The organism is Pseudomonas sp. MDT2-39-1, from assembly GCF_054898085.1.
Genome location: NZ_CM142716.1, coordinates 3,824,099 through 3,844,094, shown reverse-complemented (window position 1 = coordinate 3,844,094; position 19,996 = coordinate 3,824,099). Strand labels below are relative to the sequence as shown.

General features: G+C 58.6%; 17 protein-coding genes. 2 read left to right on the top strand and 15 right to left on the bottom strand.

Annotation, left to right across the window (positions count from 1 at the left end):
• Nucleotides 1-5: 5 nt before the first annotated feature.
• The 6 genes from hfq to ACYZTM_RS18115 all read right to left on the bottom strand — a co-directional run bounded on the left by hfq (nucleotide 6) and on the right by ACYZTM_RS18115 (nucleotide 6,624).
• Nucleotides 6-266: an RNA chaperone Hfq gene (hfq, locus tag ACYZTM_RS18140; protein ID WP_007902656.1), complete on the bottom strand. Its 261-nt coding sequence runs from the start codon at nucleotides 264-266 to the stop codon at nucleotides 6-8.
• Nucleotides 267-360: 94 nt separating this feature from the next.
• Nucleotides 361-1,332 carry a tRNA (adenosine(37)-N6)-dimethylallyltransferase MiaA gene (gene miaA / locus ACYZTM_RS18135; RefSeq protein WP_461983865.1) on the bottom strand — a complete coding sequence of 324 codons (972 nt, stop codon included), beginning with the start codon at nucleotides 1,330-1,332 and terminating at the stop codon, nucleotides 361-363.
• Nucleotides 1,332-3,242, bottom strand: coding sequence for a DNA mismatch repair endonuclease MutL (gene mutL, locus ACYZTM_RS18130; RefSeq protein ID WP_461983863.1), 1,911 nt, complete (start codon nucleotides 3,240-3,242; stop codon nucleotides 1,332-1,334). Before mutL ends, miaA begins: the two co-directional genes overlap by 1 nt.
• Nucleotides 3,239-4,618 (bottom strand): N-acetylmuramoyl-L-alanine amidase, encoded by a 1,380-nt coding sequence (locus ACYZTM_RS18125; protein ID WP_461989158.1) that lies wholly within the window; start codon nucleotides 4,616-4,618, stop codon nucleotides 3,239-3,241. Before ACYZTM_RS18125 ends, mutL begins: the two co-directional genes overlap by 4 nt.
• Before the next feature lie 48 nt (nucleotides 4,619-4,666).
• The gene (gene tsaE / locus ACYZTM_RS18120; RefSeq protein WP_461983861.1) at nucleotides 4,667-5,137 is read right to left on the bottom strand and encodes a tRNA (adenosine(37)-N6)-threonylcarbamoyltransferase complex ATPase subunit type 1 TsaE; all 471 of its coding nucleotides are present in this window, start codon (nucleotides 5,135-5,137) and stop codon (nucleotides 4,667-4,669) included.
• Complete coding sequence (locus ACYZTM_RS18115; RefSeq protein ID WP_461983859.1) at nucleotides 5,125-6,624, bottom strand: NAD(P)H-hydrate dehydratase; 1,500 nt, start codon at nucleotides 6,622-6,624, stop codon at nucleotides 5,125-5,127. Before ACYZTM_RS18115 ends, tsaE begins: the two co-directional genes overlap by 13 nt.
• A 63-nt stretch (nucleotides 6,625-6,687) precedes the next feature.
• Between ACYZTM_RS18115 and queG the strand changes: the two genes are divergently transcribed.
• The gene (gene queG / locus ACYZTM_RS18110) at nucleotides 6,688-7,752 is read left to right on the top strand and encodes a tRNA epoxyqueuosine(34) reductase QueG (protein WP_461983857.1); all 1,065 of its coding nucleotides are present in this window, start codon (nucleotides 6,688-6,690) and stop codon (nucleotides 7,750-7,752) included.
• A gap of 115 nt (nucleotides 7,753-7,867) precedes the next feature.
• Here the strand turns inward: queG and ACYZTM_RS18105 are convergent, their stop codons facing one another.
• Complete coding sequence (locus ACYZTM_RS18105) at nucleotides 7,868-8,479, bottom strand: trimeric intracellular cation channel family protein (protein ID WP_007945604.1); 612 nt, start codon at nucleotides 8,477-8,479, stop codon at nucleotides 7,868-7,870.
• Between the two features lie 178 nt (nucleotides 8,480-8,657).
• Nucleotides 8,658-9,200, bottom strand: a complete 543-nt coding sequence (gene orn, locus ACYZTM_RS18100) for an oligoribonuclease (RefSeq protein ID WP_008035288.1) — start codon at nucleotides 9,198-9,200, stop codon at nucleotides 8,658-8,660.
• Between the two features lie 107 nt (nucleotides 9,201-9,307).
• Between orn and rsgA the strand changes: the two genes are divergently transcribed.
• Complete coding sequence (gene rsgA, locus ACYZTM_RS18095; RefSeq protein WP_461983855.1) at nucleotides 9,308-10,339, top strand: small ribosomal subunit biogenesis GTPase RsgA; 1,032 nt, start codon at nucleotides 9,308-9,310, stop codon at nucleotides 10,337-10,339.
• Nucleotides 10,340-10,495: 156 nt separating this feature from the next.
• Here the strand turns inward: rsgA and ACYZTM_RS18090 are convergent, their stop codons facing one another.
• The 7 genes from ACYZTM_RS18090 to tssI all read right to left on the bottom strand — a co-directional run bounded on the left by ACYZTM_RS18090 (nucleotide 10,496) and on the right by tssI (nucleotide 19,794).
• Nucleotides 10,496-10,765, bottom strand: a complete 270-nt coding sequence (locus ACYZTM_RS18090; protein ID WP_461983853.1) for a hypothetical protein — start codon at nucleotides 10,763-10,765, stop codon at nucleotides 10,496-10,498.
• 354 nt (nucleotides 10,766-11,119) lie between these two features.
• Complete coding sequence (locus tag ACYZTM_RS18085; protein WP_461983851.1) at nucleotides 11,120-12,076, bottom strand: hypothetical protein; 957 nt, start codon at nucleotides 12,074-12,076, stop codon at nucleotides 11,120-11,122.
• A 299-nt stretch (nucleotides 12,077-12,375) separates the two neighbouring features.
• Entirely contained in the window at nucleotides 12,376-13,632 is a 1,257-nt protein-coding gene (locus ACYZTM_RS18080) for an IS256 family transposase (protein WP_461964636.1), read from the bottom strand.
• Between the two features lie 51 nt (nucleotides 13,633-13,683).
• On the bottom strand, nucleotides 13,684-14,457 hold the full coding sequence (locus ACYZTM_RS18075; protein ID WP_461983849.1) for a hypothetical protein: 774 nt from the start codon (nucleotides 14,455-14,457) through the stop codon (nucleotides 13,684-13,686).
• Complete coding sequence (locus ACYZTM_RS18070) at nucleotides 14,448-17,141, bottom strand: toxin VasX (RefSeq protein ID WP_461983847.1); 2,694 nt, start codon at nucleotides 17,139-17,141, stop codon at nucleotides 14,448-14,450. The genes ACYZTM_RS18075 and ACYZTM_RS18070 overlap by 10 nt, the downstream gene beginning before the upstream one ends.
• The gene (locus tag ACYZTM_RS18065; protein ID WP_461983846.1) at nucleotides 17,138-17,704 is read right to left on the bottom strand and encodes a DUF4123 domain-containing protein; all 567 of its coding nucleotides are present in this window, start codon (nucleotides 17,702-17,704) and stop codon (nucleotides 17,138-17,140) included. The genes ACYZTM_RS18070 and ACYZTM_RS18065 overlap by 4 nt, the downstream gene beginning before the upstream one ends.
• Nucleotides 17,701-19,794, bottom strand: coding sequence for a type VI secretion system tip protein TssI/VgrG (tssI, locus tag ACYZTM_RS18060; RefSeq protein WP_461983844.1), 2,094 nt, complete (start codon nucleotides 19,792-19,794; stop codon nucleotides 17,701-17,703). The genes ACYZTM_RS18065 and tssI overlap by 4 nt, the downstream gene beginning before the upstream one ends.
• Nucleotides 19,795-19,996: the final 202 nt, after the last annotated feature.

Sequence of the window (19,996 nt, the reverse complement as noted above, 5' to 3'; positions counted from 1 at the left end):
TCCTATCAGGCGTTACCTGGCTCAGCGTCACCTGCTTCGGATTCGGTTGCGCTAGGCAGACGAATTGGACGAACCGGCACCACTGTAGAGATAGCGTGTTTGTAAACCATCTGGCTGACGGTGTTTTTCAGCAGGATAACGAACTGGTCGAAAGACTCGATCGTGCCTTGCAGTTTGATCCCGTTGACCAGGTAGATGGACACCCCAACTTTCTCTTTACGTAAAGTATTCAAGTAAGGGTCTTGTAGCGAATGCCCTTTTGACATGTGCCGCACTCCTTTAAGGATTCAATATAAAAAATAGGTAAACAGATGGCTTGTGGCCGTCACACCCCCAAGGATAGACGGCAATTGCAAGGACTCAGCTCAATATGGAGATGGTCCTCAGGTATTTCAAGGCGCGCGGCAGATTGTCGCAATCCAGGCTGTCCAGCCAGTGTAAATCAGCCCAACTGCGCAGCCAGGTGAACTGACGCTTTGCCAATTGGCGCGTGGCAATGATTCCACGCTCCTGCATCTCGGCTTGTGTCAGCTTGCCATCCAGGTAGTCCCAGACTTGTCGGTAGCCTACCGCACGTATAGACGGCAACCCTGAATGCAGGTCACTCCGTTTACGCAGGGCTACGACCTCGTCAATGAATCCCTGTTCCAACATAACTGTGAATCTTTGTTTAATTCGTTCGTGCAGTACCTGGCGATTTGCCGGAGCAATGGCCAAGTTCGCGACAGTATAGGGCAATTGTTGCAGTCCCGAAGCGGCTGCTTCAGTACTTTGCGCACTTTGTCTCAGTCGCAGCTCGGTCATGCTCTGACCGCTGACGCGATAAACTTCCAGCGCTCGACTGAGTCGCTGCGGATCGTTCGGATGAATCCGCGCCGCAGAAACCGGATCGATGACCGCTAACTGTTCATGCAGGGCTTGCCAGCCAAGGCGTGCAGCCTCTTCTTCGATCTGCGCGCGAACCTCGGGATCGGCCGCCGGCATTTCTGCCAGCCCTTCGACCAAAGCCTTGTAGTAGAGCATCGTGCCGCCTACAAGCAGCGGAATTTTGCCTCTAGAAGTGATCTCGGCCATGGCTTCCAGCGCATCGCGACGGAAATCGGCGGCCGAATAGCTCTCGGCCGGGTCGAGAATATCGATCAACCGGTGCGGGAATTCGGCCAGAATCTCTTTCGAAGGCTTGGCGGTGCCGATGTCCATGCCGCGGTAGACCAGCGCCGAATCGACACTGATCAGTTCGCAAGGCAGGACCTTGGTCAGCTCGATGGCCAGATCGGTCTTGCCCGCTGCGGTCGGGCCCATCAGAAAAATCGCAGGAGGGAGCTGGCTCATCAGCGACCGCGCAAGAACAGTTTGTCCAGATCGTCCAGACCCAGCTGGGTCCAGGTCGGTCGGCCATGGTTGCATTGACCGCTGCGCTCGGTGTTTTCCATGTCCCGCAGCAGACCGTTCATTTCCGGCAGCGCCAGACGCCGATTCGCCCGGATCGCGCCGTGACAGGCCATGGTGCCGAGCAATTCGTTGAGATGAGCCTGAATGCGGTCACTGGTGCCGTATTCCATCAGATCGGCCAGAACATCACTGACCAAGCGATTGGCTTCTGCCTGCTTGAGCAAGGCCGGAATTTGCCGGATCGCCAGCGTTTCCGGGCCGAGACGTTGCAGTTCAAAGCCCAGACGCTGGAACCATGCGACGTTCTCTTCGGCGCAATCGCCTTCGCGCTCGCTCACCGCCAACGATTCCGGGACCAACAACGGCTGACCGCTCAAGCCTTCGCTGGCCATGGCGACTTTCAAGCGTTCGTACATGATCCGCTCGTGGGCGGCGTGCATGTCGACCAGCACCAGGCCCTGGGCGTTTTCCGAAAGAATGTAGATGCCTTTGAGTTGCGCCAAGGCGTAACCCAGCGGTGGAATATCGTCCTGCCCGGCCGGAAGTGAAGCAGCATTAGCTTCTGGCAGCGGTGCAAAAAACTCCTTGTAAGCAGCCTGAGCCTCAGCCGCCGGCACGCCAGACTGAGGACGCGGCGTGTATTGATACTGATAACCGGCGCCTGCGCCCGAGCCCGCCGCGGTGTTGAACGACGGTTGCGCTTGAGGCTGTTCCAGCAACGCATTGGCCGCCAGGCGCATTTCGCCCTGTGGACCGAACTCGCCGGCATCGATACCGGACGGGCGAACAATCGCCGTCGCAACAGGCGCAGCCAAATGATCATCCGGTCGAACATCACCCAAGGCGCGGTGCAACGTGCCGTAGAGGAAATCGTGAACCATACGCCCGTCACGGAAGCGCACTTCGTGCTTGGTCGGGTGGACGTTGACGTCGACACCGGCCGGATCGACTTCGAAAAACAGCACGAACGTCGGGTGCCGACCGTTGAACAGCACGTCGCGATACGCCTGGCGCACCGCGTGGGCCACCAGTTTGTCGCGCACGGCTCGGCCGTTCACAAAGAAATACTGCAAGTCCGCCTGGCTACGGTTGAACGTCGGCAACCCGACCCAACCCCACAAATGCAGGCCATTGCGCTCGATTTCGATCGGCAGCGCCTGCTCGAGGAAACCCGAGCCGCAAATGGCCGCCACTCGCCGCGCGCGGGCCGCGTCGTCATGGGCTTCGTGCAGGCTGAGGATAGTTTTGCCGTTGTGACGCAAATGGAACGCCACGTCGAAACGCGCCAACGCCAGACGCTTGATCACTTCTTGCAGGTGATCGAATTCGGTTTTTTCGGTTTTGAGGAATTTGCGCCGCGCCGGGGTGTTGAAGAACAGGTCGCGCACTTCCACCGAAGTGCCCACCGGATGGGCCGCGGGTTGAACCCGAGGCGCCATGTCCCGGCCTTCGGTCTCGACCTGCCAGGCCTGGTCGGCATCCTTGGTGCGGGATGTCAGGGTCAGGCGCGCCACGGAGCTGATCGAGGCGAGGGCTTCACCGCGGAACCCGAGGCTCATGACCTGTTCGAGGTCTTCGAGGTTGCGAATCTTGCTGGTGGCGTGTCGCGCCAGGGCCAGCGGCAGGTCATCGGCAGAAATGCCGCTGCCGTCGTCGCGCACCCGCAGCAACTTGACGCCACCCTGCTCCACATCGACATCGATACGCCTGGCGCCGGAGTCGAGGCTGTTTTCCAGCAACTCCTTGATCACCGAGGCCGGACGTTCAACCACCTCACCGGCAGCAATCTGGTTCGCCAGTCGCGGGCTGAGCAGCTCGATGCGAGCCGTATTGGTCAGCACCTGGTTCATTCTTTGGACGCCAGTTCGGTGCCGGGAATGGTCAGGGTCTGACCGATTTTCAGCTCGTCACTTTTCAGGTTATTGGCGCTGCGCAAGGTGGCCGGAGACACTTGATAACGCACGGCAATCATCGCCAGCGTCTCGCCCGGGTTTACCCGGTGATCACGCGGACCCTGGGCAATTTTGCCGGAATCACGCAGCCAGGCGATGTAGGTGCCCGGCGGTGGGTTCTGCTGGAAGAACTGGCGCACGCCGCTGCTGATCGAACGCGCCAGCGCCTGCTGGTGGTTTGCTGCAGCCAGCTTGGACGCTTCGTTGGCGTTAGAGATGAACCCGGTTTCCACCAGGATCGATGGAATGTCCGGCGACTTCAGCACCATGAACCCGGCCTGCTCCACACGCTGTTTGTGCAGCGGCGTGACGCGCCCGATGTTGCTCAAGACCTTTTGGCCAACGTTCAGGCTGGACGTCAGGGAGGCGGTCATCGACAAATCGAGGAGCACGCCCGCGAGCATGCGGTCCTTGTCGTCGAGGCTGACGTTGCCAGCACCGCCGATCAAGTCGGAACGGTTTTCGCTGTCGGCCAGCCAACGGGCCGTCTCCGAGGTGGCGCCGCGATCAGACAGGGCGAACACCGACGCACCGAACGCAGCAGCCGAAGGCGCAGCATCGGCGTGGATCGAGACGAACAGGTCGGCGCCTTTTTTGCGGGCGATTTCGGTACGGCCGCGCAACGGAATGAAGTAGTCGCCGGTGCGGGTCAGTTCGGCGCGGAAGCCTTTCATGCCGTTGACCTGGCGTTGCAATTCGCGGGCGATGGCCAGCACCACGTCTTTTTCACGCTGACCGCGAGAGCCCGAGGCACCCGGGTCTTCGCCGCCGTGGCCGGCGTCGATCACGACGATGATGTCACGCTTGCCGGCCGGCGCGGGCGGCAGTTTGACCGGGGGATCGATCGGGGTGACCGGCACCGGCGCCACTGTCGCGACGTTGGTCGGCGCCGGTATTGGCGCGGCATCGGCGGCGTTATCGAACAAATCGACCACCAGGCGATTGCCGTACTGGGCGTTTGGCGCCAGGGTAAAACTTTTTGGCGTGACGGCTTTTTTCAGGTCGATGACCACCCGCAGATCGGTCGGCGTGCGTTGAGCCGAGCGCATGGCAGTGATCGGGCTATTGGCGCTGTTGACGTTCAACGGCGCACCAAGGGTGGCGCCATTGATGTCGATCACCAGCCGATCCGGTGCGGTCAGGGTGAACACGCTGTGTTGCACCGGCCCGGACAAGTCGAACACCAGCCGTGTGTTGTCCGGCGCCCGCCACAGGCGAACGCTGTTGACCTTAGTCTCGGCCACAGCGTCGACGGTCACCGCCAAAAACAACATCCCTACGGCAGCTACCATCGCGCGAAAGCGCATACCTGACCCCATCATTTAATTGGTTTCCAATGCCAAAGCGGCACACCAGGACTCGCCGCGCGAGCCTTGGGACAAAATTTTCAGCGAACGCCCGCTGTCTTGCGGGCTAATGGTAATGGTCAGGTCGGGCTTTGGCAAAAAGCCTGCACCCTTGCGGGGCCATTCGATCAGGCATAACGCGTCGTCTTCGAAGTAGTCGCGGATGCCGAGGTACTCCAGCTCTTCAGGATCGACCAGTCGATACAGGTCGAAATGGAAAGCCCGAATGTCGCCGATCTCGTAAGGTTCGACCAGGGTAAACGTCGGGCTCTTTACCGCCCCGACATGCCCCAGGCCACGGATGATGCCCCGTGACAGCGTGGTTTTCCCCGCTCCCAGATCACCTTCAAGAAAAATCAGACCGTGCCCTTGGGTGGTTTGTGCGATACGTGCGCCAAATGCGGTCATCGCCTCTTCATCGGCCAGGTACAGGGTTACTTCAGACACGGTGCTTGCTCCTCCAACAACTGACGAATGGCTGGGATCAGATCACTGGCCGCCAGCCCACGGCCCGATTTACCTTCTTGCGCGCCAGCATTGGCGTGCAGCCAGACCGCCAGGCAGGCCGCGTCGAACGCGTCCATGCCCTGGGCCAGCAACGCGCCGACCAGGCCGGCCAACACATCACCCAAACCGGCGGTGGCCATGGCCGGATGGCCCTGATGACACAACGAGAGGCGCCCATCGGGGCTGGCGATGAGACTGCCGGCGCCCTTGAGAATCACAATAGCTGTATATTTTTTGCTCAATGCGTGAGCGGCGGCCGGACGGTCAGCCTGAACTTCGGCAGTGCTTATCCCCAGCAACCGCGCCGCTTCACCCGGATGCGGCGTGATCACGCAGTCCTTGGGCAAGCTCACGTGCCTTGAAGCCAGCAAATTCAGCGCATCGGCGTCCCACACTTGTGGCAGCGGCGCATTGGCCGCCGCCGACAACAGACTGCGACCCCAGGAAGCCTGACCCAGGCCCGGGCCGACCACCAGTACGGAAACCTTTTGAAGCAGTTCCATCAGTTGATTGGCCGACGAAGTCCCCAACACCATCGCTTCAGGAATTCTCGCCAACGCCGCCGGAACATGTTCACTGCGCGTGGCCACCGATACCATGCCCGCACCACTGCGCAGGGCACTTTGAGCACTCAGCAGAATGGCACCGCCAAACCCCCGATCACCGCCAATCAGCAATACATGGCCGAATTTGCCTTTATGGGCGGTTGGCGCTCGACCCGCCAGACGCGGCAAATTGCCGGCCGTCAGGCGACGTACATCAACGGCGACCCCGTTAAACGACTCGGCGCTGGCTTGCAGATCGTTGAACACCAGCTCGCCGACCACATCCGCAGCGTCGCCCGTGAACAATCCCACCTTCAAGCCAATGAAAGTCACTGTCAGATCAGCGCGAACAGCCGTGCCGAGCAAGCGCCCCGTATCGGCGCACAAACCCGAAGGGATATCCACCGCCGCCACCGGCAGGCCACTGGCATTGATCGCGGTGATCACGCTGGCGTAGGGCTCTCGTACCTCCCCCGTCAAACCGGTGCCGAGCAGGGCGTCCAGTACGATACCGCGCAACTCTGACTGCATCGTGAAGGTTTGAACCGCGACGCCTTCGGACACCGCCTCGGCATGGGCCAGTGCCGCATCCCCCCGCAAATGCAGGGGATCACCGGCCGCCAGCACCCGCACATGCCAACCGGCACGCCGGGCCAGCACCGCCACCAGATAACCGTCGCCAGCGTTATTGCCGTGACCGGCCACCACGCTCAATTCATTCGCCGACGGCCACTGACGGACCAGCGCACGCAAGGTCGCCCGCGCTGCGCGCTGCATCAATTCGAAGCCCGGCGTACCGGCCGCGATCAGGTTCGCATCGAGGGCTCGCACGTGCGCGGCGCTGTACAGCGCGTCGGGTAAATCATCTTTAGTGTGCGTCATGCGTCTTCGGGCTCCGATGTCTGGCAGAATTATACGCACCTCAGCTCCGGTTTCTCTCGCCTCATGCCCGCTATTACCACAGACCTGCCCGCCCTCGCCCAATCCATCAAGGACTGGGGCCGCGAGCTGGGCTTTCAGCAAGTCGGCATCAGCGGCCTGGACCTGGCCGAGCATGAGCAGCACCTGGAGCGCTGGCTGGCGGCCGGCTACCACGGCGAAATGGACTACATGGGCGCCCACGGCAGCAAACGCTCACACCCGGAAGAACTCGTCCCCGGTACCTTGCGCGTGGTTTCCCTGCGCATGGACTACCTGCCCGGCGATACCCAAATGGCGCAGTTGCTGGCCCAACCGGAAAAAGCCTACGTATCGCGTTATGCCTTGGGCCGCGATTACCACAAATTGATCCGAAAGCGCGTGCAACACCTGGCAGAAAAAATTCAGGCGGTCATCGGGCCGTTCGGTTACCGCGCCTTCGTCGACAGTGCACCGGTGCTGGAAAAGGCCATTGCGGAAAAGGCCGGCCTGGGCTGGATCGGCAAAAACACCCTGGTCTTGAATCGCAAGGCCGGCAGTTACTTCTTCCTCAGCGAACTCTTTGTTGATCTGCCGCTGCCCGTAGACCCGCCGCATAGCACCGAACATTGCGGCCGCTGCACCGCGTGCCTCGACATCTGTCCGACCAACGCCTTCGTCGGCCCGTATGTACTGGACGCCCGGCGCTGCATTTCTTACCTGACCATCGAACTGAAAAGCGCGATCCCCGAAAACTTGCGCCCGCTGATCGGCAATCGGGTGTTCGGCTGCGATGACTGCCAGATTGTCTGCCCGTGGAACCGCTTCGCCCGCCCGTCCGGCGAAAGCGACTTCAAGCCCCGGCACAACCTGGACAACGCCGAACTGGCTGAATTGTTCATGTGGGATGAGGACAAGTTCCTCAGCAGCACCGAAGGTTCACCGCTGCGTCGCGCGGGGTACGAACGCTGGCTGAGAAACCTGGCGGTAGGCCTGGGCAATGCGCCGTCGAGCATTCCTGTGCTGGAAGCGTTGAAGGCGCGCCGCGACTATCCGTCAGAGCTGGTTCGCGAACACGTCGAGTGGGCCCTGAAACAACACGGACTTCTGTAGCAGCTGCCGAAGGCTGCGTTCGAGGCCGCAGGACTCGCTTTGCAGGATTACGACTGCTGCGCAGCCGAACGCCGCCTCGCGCTGCTCGGCAACTGCTACAGGGACCGTGTATCGATCAGGCTTCGTCGTTATAGACGAACTTCGGCATTTCCCAATGGAAACGAATTGCCAGCAACCGCAGCAGAAAACCGCCAAACAGCGTGATCAAAATCGCCTGTTCACCGGGTAATTGCAGGTAAATGCAAAGCATGTAGCACCACGCCGCTGCGAACGAGACGCTGGCGTAGAGCTCGCGACGGAAGATCAGCGGGATGTCGTTGCAGAAGATGTCGCGCAGGATGCCGCCGAAAACCCCGGTGATCACGCCGCTGACCGACGCCACCAACATGCCGTGGCCCATTTCCAGGGCGGTCATGCAGCCGATCAGGGTGAATGCCACCAGACCCACGGCGTCGAGCACCAGAAACAGCGAGCGCAGGTGGCGCATCCAGCGTGCAGCGAAGACGGTGAACATCGCCGCGATCGAGGTCAGCACCAGGTATTCCGGGTGTTTGACCCACGTCAGCGGGTAGTGACCGAGCAGCACGTCACGCACCGAACCACCGCCGAGCGCCGTAATGCACGCGATCAGCACCACACCAAACCAGTCCATCCCGCGACGGCCGGCGGACAGGGCACCGGTCATGGCTTCGGCGGTGATGGCGATCAGGTAAAGCATCAACAACATGGTGGCGGTCCTTGCAGAAAGGCGCGCAGTCTAGCCATTTCGGTGCGGCACCAAAAGAGGGCGTTCAAGCAGATAGACCGCATCGCGCCCTTCGCGGGCAAGCCTCGCTCCTACGGGTACTCGACTAACTGTAGGAGCGAGGCTTGCCCGCGAAGGGGCCAGAGCAGGCACCACGGAATCAGAACTTGATGAAATGCTTGCGGTAGTGCTGCAGCTCGGCGATGGATTCGCGGATGTCGTCCAGGGCCAGGTGGGTGCTGCCCTTCTTGAAGCTGTCGCGCACGTCCGGCGCCCAGCGTGCGGCCAGCTCTTTAAGCGTCGAGACGTCGAGGTTGCGGTAGTGGAAGAAGCTTTCCAGGGATTTCATGTGGGTATAAAGGAAGCGACGGTCCTGGCAGATGCTGTTGCCACAGATCGGCGACTTGCCCTTCGGCACCCATTTTTCCAGGAAGGCGATGGTTTCGGCTTCAGCTTCGGCCATGCTGATACGGCTGTCGCGAACGCGCTGGGTCAGCCCGGAGCCGCCGTGTTGACGGGTGTTCCATTCGTCCATGCCGGCGAGGATCTCGTCGCTGTGGTGGATAGCGATCACCGGACCTTCGGCCAAGGTGTTCAGGTCACTGTCGGTGACGATGGTGGCCATCTCGATGATGACGTCGGTATCAGGGTTCAGACCGGTCATTTCCAGGTCGATCCAGATCAGATTCTGCGGGTTTTGCATGTGTCGGCTCCTAGGCAATGCTGCGCAGTTTAGCCTAGGCCGGTGGCCGGGCGTGCTAAACTCGCGGCCGTTTTACCTAATCGCTGCATTCTTGATACGGAACACCCATGGCCAAACGCCAACTCAATCGTCGTCAAAACTGGCGCATCGAAAAGATTCAGGGCGAGCGCGCTGCCCGCGCCGCCAAACGCGAGTCCTCGGCTGTCGAGGCACTTGAGGGCGGCGACCTGGGTCCGGAACAGACCGGCCTGGTGATCGCGCACTTCGGTGTGCAGGTCGAAGTCGAAGCCCTTGAGGGCGAACTGGCCGGCCAGGTGTTCCGCTGCCACTTGCGCGCCAACCTGCCTGCGCTGGTGACAGGTGATCAGGTGGTCTGGCGTGCCGGCAACCAGGGCATCGGCGTGATCGTGGCGCAACTGCCGCGCAAAACCGAACTCTGCCGGCCGGACAGCCGTGGCCAGCTCAAGCCTGTAGCCGCCAACGTCGACATGATCGTCATCGTCTTCGCGCCACTGCCCGAGCCTCACGCTAACTTGATCGACCGTTACCTGGTCGCCGCTGAACACGCGGGCATCCGGCCGCTGCTGTTGCTCAACAAGTTCGACCTGATCGACGAGCAGAACGCCCCAGCGTTGAATGCCTTGCTGGCGGTTTACCGCACGCTGGGTTACCCAGTGCTGGAAGTGTCGGCGCACCACGGCAACGGCATGGAGCAACTGCAAGAACAGCTGGACGGGCGCATCAGCGTGTTCGTCGGCCAGTCCGGTGTCGGCAAATCTTCGTTGGTCAACAGCCTGTTGCCTGAAGTCGAAGCCCGTGTCGGCCCGCTGTCCGAGTTGTCCGGCCAGGGCACTCACACCACCACCACCGCGCGGTTGTTCCACTTCCCCGGTGGCGGTGAGTTGATCGACTCCCCGGGTATTCGCGAATTCGGTCTGGGCCACGTCAGCCGTGCCGATGTCGAAGCCGGCTTCATCGAGTTCAACGACCTGATCGGCACCTGCCGCTTCCGCGACTGCAAGCACGACCGCGAGCCGGGTTGCGCCCTGCTCAAGGCCTTGGAAGAAGGCCGCGTGCAGCAGCAACGGATGAACAGTTATCGCTCGATCATCGCCAGTTTGCCCGAAACCAGTTACTAGACCGCCACAAAACCTGTGGGAGCGAGCTTGCTCGCGAAGGGGCCATCAGCTTCAACATCACTGTTGACTGACATACCGCTTTCGCGAGCAAGCTCGCTCCCACAGGGTTTAAGTTCCACACAAAAAAGCCGCGATCATCTCGCGGCTTTTTCGTTTTCAGCGTGCGGCTTTTTCCAGCTTCCAGCCCAACGCATCCAAGGCGTCACAACCATCCTGAATCAACATATGCGCAGCATTGGCGAAATGCTCCAGATCGTGACCTTCGGCGTCTTTGACGCACAGGCAAGTGACGCTGTTGAGCAGATTTCGCGCGGCTTTGAGTCGGTGGACGGCGGTCTCAAGAAGATCGGAAGCGCGAGCTTCGGTGTCGATGTACAGCGTCGGGCCGACGCTGAAGTTGCCTTGGAGCGGGTGGTATCTGGACATGGTATGAATTCCTTCTGAAAGATGAAACTCCCACCCTTTTCGCGGCTAATCGAATGGAGTGGCAGCTGTACGTGGGTTAGCCGACCGGTCAGAGGAACCCGGCACACCCGAAGGTGTCCCACGCACAGCCACCATAGACAGATATGTCAGGCAGCAAATTGCGCCGCGATTATACGGGCGCTCGTGCATTCCTCTCAAACGACCGGCTAAGGTCCGTCACCGATTCGTCGGCGACGGACAAACTATAGGTGAGCCTTAAGCGAAGAAAAACCCGGTTTATACGTCTCGGAGACGTCCTACACCTTTCTCAGAAATGCCTCTTTCTTCGATTTTTTACCGCTCGCGGGGGATAGATCAACCTTCTTTCGATACGCCATAACCCTGCTCGTGTTCCAGATCGACAAGCCGAGTGGTAGGGCCATTGGCTTGAAGGCGGTCAGTGACAATCTTTGGCCACAGGTTGCGGGAGCGGCGTTTGGCGATGCGATAGGTGAGTTCTTGAACGCGACAGGTGGGGTAGAAGCAGAGATCGAGTACCAAGCCCAGAACATCGTTACTGCGTAAATAGTTCTTACCTCCGCTCTCTTGCTTTGCCTGTTTTATCCGTTCCAGTGTCTGCTTGAAGCTGTCGCTCATTCTGGGCCGAACGGATAACTGACTTTTTACAAATGCATCCGACTCACTGTGGTTACCGTGTTCATCGAAATAGGGGCCATTGTTCATGTAGGAACGGATGTACTCCCAAAAGCCTTTTTGCATCGCCAGTGATTTACCGAAGTGCGCACCGAGGCTCACCATCAACGCCGTTTCCGGTTTTTCGAATCTGTACACGCGAATTTCCAGCGATGCGCTTTGCATGCCACCAATGTGAGTGCCAACTAGTTGAAATTCATTAGCCACGGCTGAAATGCCATCCCATGGAGTGTGGAATAGTTCGCCTTCGTGATCGAAGTACACTTCGCGAGTGCGGCGGTTAAACAGGATAGGTAGCGGTAGCGGGCGTAGCGTTTCCCATAGGAATGGCATAACAAATAGCGGAGTACATATCGAAAGCATTATGAAAAGGCCCTCGGCTTCACCGCTGTGCATAAGACTGACAAGTCCAAGCCCGATTCCTGCGACCCCACCAATACCGCCCAACACGCCCGTCATCAGTCCTCGATAAGAGTCGCCACCTGCTTGCAAAGCCAAGTAATGCTCGGTGTGTTCATCGGTAATAAACAGCTCCATCGGCTGTTCACCCGCGGGCTTGTCCGCTTCAAGCATGACCGTGGGTTTAGCGCTGTACCGGAGCTGTTCGGGCGTATTCATATCCATGCTCGTTCCATGATTTTTACTGCTGGCAGCGTCAGCCCTTCAAGCGGATGAAAGATCAACTCTCCTTCGATACGCGACAACCCCGATCACGCTCCAGATCGACAAGTCGCGTGGTGGGACCGCCGGCTTTCAGGCGCTCATTGACAACCTTCGGCCACAAGTTGCGGGAGCGGCGCTTGGCGACGCTGTAGGTGAATTCCTGGATTCGAAAACATGGATAAAAAAGAAACGTAAATACGAGCATGACTACATCGCTAGAGGGTGTCCCTGATTTTGTGTAAACGGGATTTCTATTAAACCGTTAACAGCCGATCTTCAAACTGGATACTGAAGCGATTCAAAGCCGCTTTCCAGTCCCGGATCGGCATTGTCCACTTTTTGCTGATGTTGTTCAGCGCCAGATAAAACAGCTTCATCACCGCCTCGTCGGTCGGAAATGACGCACGCGTTTTGATCACTTTACGCAGACTCATGTTGATCGATTCGATGGCATTGGTGGTGTAGATCACCTTGCGAATTTCGGCTGGATAGTCAAAAAACGGAATCACCCGAGCCCAGTTTCGTCGCCATGACAGGCTGATCGATTGGTACTCGGCGTCCCATTTGGCTTCAAATTCGCAGAGCCGTTGCTCAGCCAGCTCGGCGGTGGCCGAGGTGTAAATCAGCTTGAGGTCAGCCGCGACTTCCTTCTGCCGTTTCCACGATACGAAGTTCAAACTGTTGCGCACCATGTGCACGATGCACAGCTGAACGACGGCTTTTGGGTAAACCGTTTCAATCGCCTCAGGGAAGCCTTTGAGGCCGTCCACGCAGGCGATGAAGATGTCCTGCACGCCCCGATTCTTGAGTTCGGTCACCACTTGCAGCCAGAATTTTGCGCCTTCGGTTTGAGCGATCCACAAGCCCAGCACCTCTTTGTGACCCGCCATGTTGACGCCGATGGCCAGATAAACCGCCTTGTTGCGCACGGCGCCGGCATCGCGCACTTTGACGTGAATGCAGTCCAGATAGAGGATCGGGTACAGCGCGTCCAGCGGCCGCGCCTGCCAGAGTTTGACCTCATCACTCACCGCGTCGGTAATCGCCGAGATCAGGCTGGGAGAGACCTCGGTGCCGTACATTTCCTGCAAGTGCGCCTGAATTTCTCTGACACTCAAACCGCGAGCGTACAGCGAGATGACTTTGTCATCGAAGCCCGTCCAGCGGGTTTGATGCTTGGCCACCAACTGCGGCTCGAAGGACGCCTGCCGGTCGCGAGGGATGTCGAGCGGCAGTTCGCCGAAGTCGCCCTTCAGGGTTTTACCGCTGTGACCGTTGCGCGCATTGGCGGCGGTGTTGGTGATCGTCGCGCTTTTGTCGTGCCCCAGGTGTTCGGTCATCTCGGCTTCAAGGGCCCGCTCGACCAGCATCTTGGTGAGCTGTTTGAGCAGGCCGTTTTCGCCGATGAGATCTTCGGGCTTTTTGTAATTGGCCAACAGACTGTCGGCCAGTTTAACCAGCTCAGGATCAGGCTTGACTCGTTTGGCTCGCTTGGGTTTTGACTCGGTCATTGGATTTCCTTGGGGTAGGCAGTCTCCTGCCAAATGACCGTTTACACAAAACTAATTACACCCTCCATCGCTACCACCCAAGTAGTTTTTTCCGGCATTTTCGGCTTTTGTTTTTTTTACGCCATTGAAAGTGTCCTTAAACCAACCGCTCATATTCGGTTTCACGGCCAACTGACTTTTTACAAAAGCATCCGATTTGCTGTGATTACCGTGTTCGTCGAACCAAGGGCCGTTGTTCATGTAGGCACGGATGTATTCCCAAAACCCTTTTTGCATCGCCAGTGATTTGCCGAACGGTGAACCAAGGCTGATCATGAGTGCCGTATCCGGCTTTTCAAAACTCCACACGCGAATTTCCAGTGCGGCGCTTTGCATGCCACCAATATGGGGGCCCACCAGTTGGAACTCATTGGCTACAGCCGAGATACCATCCCACGGAGTGTGGAACAGGTCGCCTTCATGGTCGAAATACACTTCGCGTGTTCGGCGGTTAAACAGGATGGGCAGAGGTAAAGGGCGCAGGACCTCCCAAAGGAAGGGCACCACAAACAAAGACAGACCAAGGCCAAGCATCATGTAGTCAAAAACACCTTGCATCGCCAGCATTAGGGTAAGCCCTACCGACGCACAGCCACCAATTCCACCTAACACCCCCGTCCATAATCCTCGATCCGAACCGCCGCCTGCTTGCAACGCCAAGTATTGCTCGGTGTGTTCATCGGTAATGAACAACTCCATCGGCTGTTCACCTGTCGATTTGTCCGCCTCAAGCATAATCGTGGTTGCAGCACTGCCTCGGGGTTGCTCCGATGTATTCATATCCATGCTAGTTCCATGATTTTTAATGCTGGCAGCGTCAGCCCTTCTTGTGGGGAATAGATCAACTCACCCTCGATACGCTTCAAGTCCCGTACTCCGTCCTCACGGTACACACGGCGATAAGGGGTAACGCCAACTGGTACAGGAATGCGGCTGCCGCTATGTAGTGAAAAGTCTTTGCCCGTCCATTCGACCTTTTTTATCTTCTCGGGATGGTAGCCGAGTGTATCGCCCCACACTTCAATGCCCTTGAAGTGAATCATCGCATCGGTCAACGATACATTTTTCCCTGGCAGGTTGAGCATCAGGTAGGTGGAAGTAACTTGCCCTTGATAAGGGTGCATTTCTGACAACCGACGAGCATCAAAGCTGATGGGAAACAAAATGGGATACAGCTTATCCATGGAGAGGGTGTAGCTCTTTGACCAAACGTCGTCCGGGCGGATACCAAAATGGCTATTTTTTATCCACTGTTCCAGCGGCGAGTCCGCTGTATAGAGTCGGGTAATGACTCCCGCGACAATCACCACGGTGAGGCCAAGTATTTTTATGGCTAGATGCGGTGCGACATTCATCCCCCCTGCAATGGCCGCAGCTTCACCCACCATCACAGCCGCTTGTGCAGCACGGTACGCCCGGAATAGTTTTACATAAAGCACTATGCCGGCCGACTCGACGCTGACGATAGCCAAATCCGTCCCCATGGTGTCGAGGTCGCCCGCCTGATACGCCTCATAGGCTTCGATCCCGTAGATCACCACATCAAAACTAAGGACAACAGCCTGTAACGATGCAGCAACCGCGGCAATGCCCATTGCTCTGACCAGCATGAGCCTTGCTGGAATAGAAGTCCTCCCACTCTGGCGAACTGCCGAAGCCCAATCAACCTCTGCCACTCGCTGAACGACAGCTGCCCCTGCTGCACCAACGCCAAACACAGCCCCGGCAGCACCAAATCTGCTTTGGGCGGTTTGTTTCTCAGAAAGCTGACCCGTCGCCCAAACAAAATTCACCCCCGCCACCAGCGTCACAATCGACTTGATCGGCGCCTTGCTCAGCGCACTTTTCAAATCAAACACACTGCTCAATTCAACACTCGCAGCCAGATTCACTGGCAACGGTGGCAGCTTGGTGCTGGCAGGGACCAAATGCATGAAAGGGATACCGTCAGCCACACCGCTGGCCAGCGGTGCGACGCTCAAATGCGCAGGCAATGTCTGGCGCGTACCCATCAAGTCGCTATACCACTCGCCCAACTGCCGCGGTGTGACGCCCGAGGTCTGGATGCGCTGATCGCTGCGGGCTAGTGCTGCCGCCATGTACAAATACCCGGCTGTGCCGGTGGCCCTTTCACCCTGATGCAATTGCAGCCCAGCCACCGGGGCAATGGACAGAAATAGAGCCTCTATGCTTGAGGCCGGTTTGTGTTGCTTCAGTTTGTCGGCGGTTTTGTTCAACGCATCGGCATAACCAAAGGCTCTGGCAAGTTTGCTGGCGCCCTCTTGAACAGCAGCCTGGTTATCTCGGGCCACATCACTGAAGTCCACAAGGTATTTGATTTCGCCAACACCCAGCCGTGACGGCAACCCAAGCAATGCCCAAAGCAACCATGGCTTACCGGCCTTGTCACCTTCAAGACTGAGGGTAATGGCCTCGGCCCCGACACTGGTGCTGGCCGGCCCCAGGCAGGCTTCGGCGAAATGCAATTCCAGTGCCTCACGCGCCATCGACTGAGTGATGTCGAAATGGCCGCAAGCCGTGTCCATGCTCGACGGTCCAGCCAATTGCAGGGTGTTGAACCACGCCACCCAGAGTTGGGCCAGACGCCGCGTGTCGGCGGTATACCGGTCGTTCTGGGTTTCTTGATCTTTCCACGCCCGCTGAAGTTCGTCATAGCGAGTGATGGACGGCAACTGTGCCTTCAGTTGGCGGTCGCCTTCGCTCAGTGACTTGATGACACTGGCCATCGCCCACGTTTCAGCGTGATGTTCCTGGTAACTGTCGAATGCTTCTTTACGGACACGCATCAATGCGGCGAGGTCGAGCAGCACGCCCCATGCATCATCTATGACGGCGAAGGTCTGCTGTTCGCAACGCCCCATCTGTTTGAGCACTTTCAACCAATCGGGTGCGTGCTCCGTCTCGGGCTCCGCGCTCCAGCTATAGCTCGTCGCATCGTTGTATTCGCCAATCTGCTTGGCGACCGCGTCAACCTTGCCGCTGAACGGCGCAACCCCCGGTACAAAACTGCGCATGATGCGCTGACGTACGGCTGGGTCTTTTTTGGCGGCCTGGTATTGCGCTTCACTCCAGCGAACGGGCGACCAGACCAATCCGGCAGGGTCGCCCGCCCTCAATACCAGATGGGGTTTGACCCGGGTGTCGATTACCCTGCCCGCACGCGGGGTTTGGGTGAGCTGAGCTTTTTCGACCTGATACTCCACCAACTTGGGTGGACTGCTCTCCCAGACATAGAGCCAACCGTCGCGCAACAAACGTAAGGTGTAATTGAGCACATGCCCGGTCAAGTCAGGATGACGAGACCCCAACTCGGGAATCGAGCCGCTCAACGCCGGCAAGTCGTAGGCATCGGTATCGACAGCGACGGTAGGGCCGAGGGCGTATCGCAGGGGCAAAACGGCAGCGAACAGCGGGCACGTTCCAACGCGGATTTTATTTTGGGCACTCATGCGTTTTTCTCCGGGTTGGCTGGAAGACTCAGTGCATGCAGAAGCGGCTCAGGCAGGGTGATTTGCGCGGCCAGACCTTTATTGGCCGGTGCTGAGTCGAATTCCGGTGCCTGGTTTTCCCAAGCGCACACTGTCGCGTTGCCATGGCGTAGCCAGACGCTTTCCACACCAAACCAAAAGCCTGTTGGCCATTGCACGTCGGCCAACCAGGCGCGGCGCAGAACCGAGCCGTCCGCCAGGCGCAACCACAGTTCTCGCTGGTGTTCATCAAAAATGCGCAACCGACGTTGCAGGATCGGTAGCCATTGTTGGGCGCTCTGTGGAGAAGCCAGCCAAACACCGTCCTGCAAGTCAGAGCCGCCCCACCACGCGGCATAGGCTGCGCTGCCAAGCGAGGCATTCAGCAGAAATGGCCCCGCTGCGCCAATCGGCTCGTAGGCGGCCCCCTTGAAAAGCGATTGAGGAGCGTCTGCGCCATAGTGCTCGTGAAGCCAATCGATAGCGTCCTCATACTGGGCACCGTCAAGCAGGAGCAGGCCTTTGTTCGGGGTGATCGGGGTCATACTTCAGCCCTCTCTGTTACCTGATGTTCCTGGGCGGCATCGCATACCGGGCAAATGCCGGAATCGGCCTCACGAAAGACGATGTTCTGTTTGAGCAGGGCTTCCATGGGGAGGGTGTCGATAACCACTGCCTCGGCAGCTTGGGGAACTACTGACAGTGCCGCCTGCCCGGGCAGGCCAGCTAGCGGTGAACCACCCTCGACAATGGCCACGCTGCTGAAGATCCCGCCGGCGTTGATAACGATGTGGTGACCGCCAGCCTTGAGCGTCAGGCTCATCCCCGCATCGATTACCACGTTCGCAGCGGTGACGTGGGCCTGTGAACCGGCCTGAATCACCAGCGTGCCGCCTGCCGTGGTGCTGCTATTACCGGTGATGGTGATCAGTTCATTGCCGCCGATCACCGTGTTGCGCACGCCTTGGGTGGTGTGCAACTCGTCGCCCTTGATCAGGCTGGCGCTGTGGTTGTCCACCTGTTCGAAACGGTCGTTGCTGATCAGGCTGTGGCTGTCCCGAGTGATCTGTTCGCGGCGGTCGTTGCCGATCTTGGTGTCGCTGTCGTTGAGGATCAGCTGTTCGAGGTCGCGCTGCGCCCGCAGATAGATTTGCTCTTGCCCGGCACGGTCTTCAAGCGACAGCTCGTTGTAACCACCGGTGTGTGGGGAGCTGTGGCTGCGCAATACGGTTTTGGTTTTGTGCTCGGGCAAGGTGTACGGCACGGACGTGACCTTGTTAGCCACGCAACCGGTGATCAATGGTTGGTCGGGGTTCCCTTCCAGATAAGTCACTACCACTTCCATGCCGATGCGCGGAATGGTCACCGCCCCAAAGCTTTCACCCGCCCAGCTGGATGACACCCGCAGCCAGCAACTGCTTTTTTCGCTGTCGAGTTCCGCTCGATCCCAAGGCAGCTCGACACGGACACGGCCATATTCATCGCAATAGATCTCCTCGCCGACCGGCCCGGTGACACGCGCGGTCTGGCTGACCAGCACGGTTTTGCGTGAACGCATCGGTGGGCGGTAAAACACATCCCACGGAATGGCGCTAAAGCTGTTGCGGTAGCCTTGGGTAAAGCCATCTTCAGGTTTGACGTCGCTGGTAATGGCCTCTTCCAGTGACTGAGGCTGCTTTCCAGCGTGCGTCACGCTGAGCAACAACCACAAATCGTTACAGGTTTTGCGCGGGTGTTCGGTCAGGTCGAAGTAGTGACCGCAGCGCAGCGTCGGCTGATCACTTTTGCCCTCGGTCAACTGGTAATCGGTGCGGTGCCGCTCCAGAGCCTGACGAGCGAGCTGCTTGCCGAGGTTTTCAGATTTCATCAACACCGGGTAACGATAGTCTTCAAGCTCTGGGCTGAACTCGGCGGTGAAGCGGCTCTCCAGCAGCAGACTCGGCCGTTTCAGGTCATAACCCCGGCGCGTGACCGTGCTGGTCCGGGTGCTGAAACGCATGGAAAACTGGCTGACCACCGGGTGGTCCGCCACCATGCCAGAGTCTTGTAGATAAGGCGTTTCGCCCAGTTTGGGGAACCAGGTCTGGTCGTCGGTGAACACCAACAGATGACCGTCTGCCGAATGCTGGTGATGCCACGCGATGCCGTCCTCGGCGCATAAACGTTGGACGAACTCGAAGTCATTTTCCCCATATTGCGTGCAGTATTTGCGCTCGGGGCTGGTGCTGACATGGAAGGTAAACGCATCGGCCTGAACGCCGTGACCTTTGAGCACCTGAGCAATGATTTGCGGCACCGTCAGGTTCTGGAAAATCCGCTGATTGTGGCTGAACTGCAAGTAGTGCAGCGCCGGTACGAGGGTCAGGTGATAACGGGTCAGGCGTTTGCCGGCCTCACCCACGAATACGTCTTCGATACGGCCATGAAGACCTTCGCCGTTAAAACCGAACTGGAGAAACGCAGGTTGACTGAGCAGACTTTCGAGATCGAAATCCGGATGCTCGCTGACCAGTTCAACCTGGATCGCGTACAAGGCGCTGATGGCCTCAACACCGTCAAAGGCGAGGACTTTGAAATCGTTACGAACAGCGGGGATGTGCAGCGCGAAGTGCGCCGTATTGGCCGATCCGAACATACGCTTATCCTTAAGCAAAGAGGAAATGAAGCGCGATGTCCAAACCCTCCATGGTCTGTGCACGCGAAATTGGCGGGCACGCTAACAAGGCAGGCAAAGGATAGATGTAGGACTAATCTTTAAACCCAGAAGGAAGCTTCGCTATCGAAGGTCAGCCTCTCAATGAACGACAAAATACCGATTGGTAGGATCCCCCCAGCAG